The sequence below is a fragment of the Streptococcus pseudopneumoniae genome (genome assembly GCF_001072665.1).
In the GTDB taxonomy this organism is placed as follows: domain Bacteria; phylum Bacillota; class Bacilli; order Lactobacillales; family Streptococcaceae; genus Streptococcus; species Streptococcus pseudopneumoniae_S.
Genome location: NZ_JVJI01000071.1, coordinates 1 through 1238 on the forward strand (window position 1 = coordinate 1; position 1238 = coordinate 1238).

Annotated in this window: 2 protein-coding genes; both read left to right on the top strand. The window is 30.4% G+C overall.

The features are described from left to right. Positions 1-239 precede the first annotated feature (239 nt). Positions 240-854, top strand: a complete 615-nt coding sequence (locus tag ADH52_RS04425) for a hypothetical protein (RefSeq protein WP_049491581.1) — start codon at positions 240-242, stop codon at positions 852-854. After that, positions 854-1238 (top strand): DUF443 family protein (locus ADH52_RS04430; RefSeq protein WP_049510332.1); only part of this gene is annotated, 385 nt, incomplete at its 3' end. The genes ADH52_RS04425 and ADH52_RS04430, both read left to right, overlap by 1 nt.

Sequence of the window (1238 nt, forward strand, 5' to 3'; positions counted from 1 at the left end):
GGGATTCAAGCAGATAAACAAATTAGAATGGGCAAAAGAGATTAGCCGAAAAGACATTGAAGTTTTAAAAATAGTCGAAACACCTTTAGGAATCTTTAAAAATCAGGGAGTTAAGGTAAAAAGTTTAGAAGGCCAAGACATTGATAACTTTTTAAATTCTATTGAAAAGTAATTTTTTGATGCTGCGATTTCAATCCTATTAAAAAAATAAAAATGGAATCTATTCCGGAGAAATAATAATGTTTGATAATGAATATATTAGGAACTTAAAACGGTTTATCAGCAATGTCGAAATTGTTTCAATAAATAACAAGTTGCAGGCATATGATAATGTGGATATGATTTATATTCTAGAAAAAAGAGAAAACGAATTTTTTATTTCACTAAATGAAAGAGGGGTTATTTTAGAGTATTGTAAAATTCGTAACAAAGAGTTGGCGCAGCTATATTTTGCTATCTTTGTTAAAAGAGGAGTTACAGATTTTGAATTCCCGCTGATGACTTTAACAAATGATATAGAGGATATCGAAATATTGAAAGAATACTTGACTAGAGAAAAACTTGATGATTTTTATTCGGTTGATTCTAGGGTTAAGGGAAAAATAAATTTTTCTTCAGAATTAAATAAGATTTATTACATAGATGCAAGTGACAATGAATACAATCTCTTTTCTCTGCCAAACAGACTATTTCAAACCTTCTATGCATCAATTGTAAAATTAAAAACTATTAAGGAGTGGTTGATTCAACTGAATGATGCTAATGGACTAGGAGATCAATATGAGGCTACTTTGCTAGGGTATAGTTTAGAGGGGCTAATTAGAAGTGAGCTGTTTGTAATTAAGGAGAAATGATGGCACAAATTCGTTTTACTTATGGAAATTTTCGGTATTTAGTATTTGAATTCAATCATCAATACTATCTACTTGATAGAAGACCATGCCATTTGATAGGATATCTTTTTCCACCTATAAATTGGCTCTTCTTTCAACATGTGTATCCTATTACATCGGATGAGTACTGTAAAATAAAAGAAAAAAATGGACGTGCTACAAAACTCACTGTTTCAGCTTCTCTCGGTGCTGGACTGAGTGTCTTTTTATATAATTGGTTACGCGTGAATAAGATTGATATCACTAGGTATTTTAAAACGAATCTTTCAAGTTTTACGACAGTGGCACTCTTTTTAATGACTTTTCTTTTAACATATGTTCTGGTTGAATTATTTTACTATTCTC

Bases quoted from the DNA above. Each gene is read 5' to 3' on its own strand.
- ADH52_RS04425 (WP_049491581.1), top strand. From the start codon at position 240: ATGTTTGATAATGAATATATTAGGAACTTAAAACGGTTTATCAGCAAT.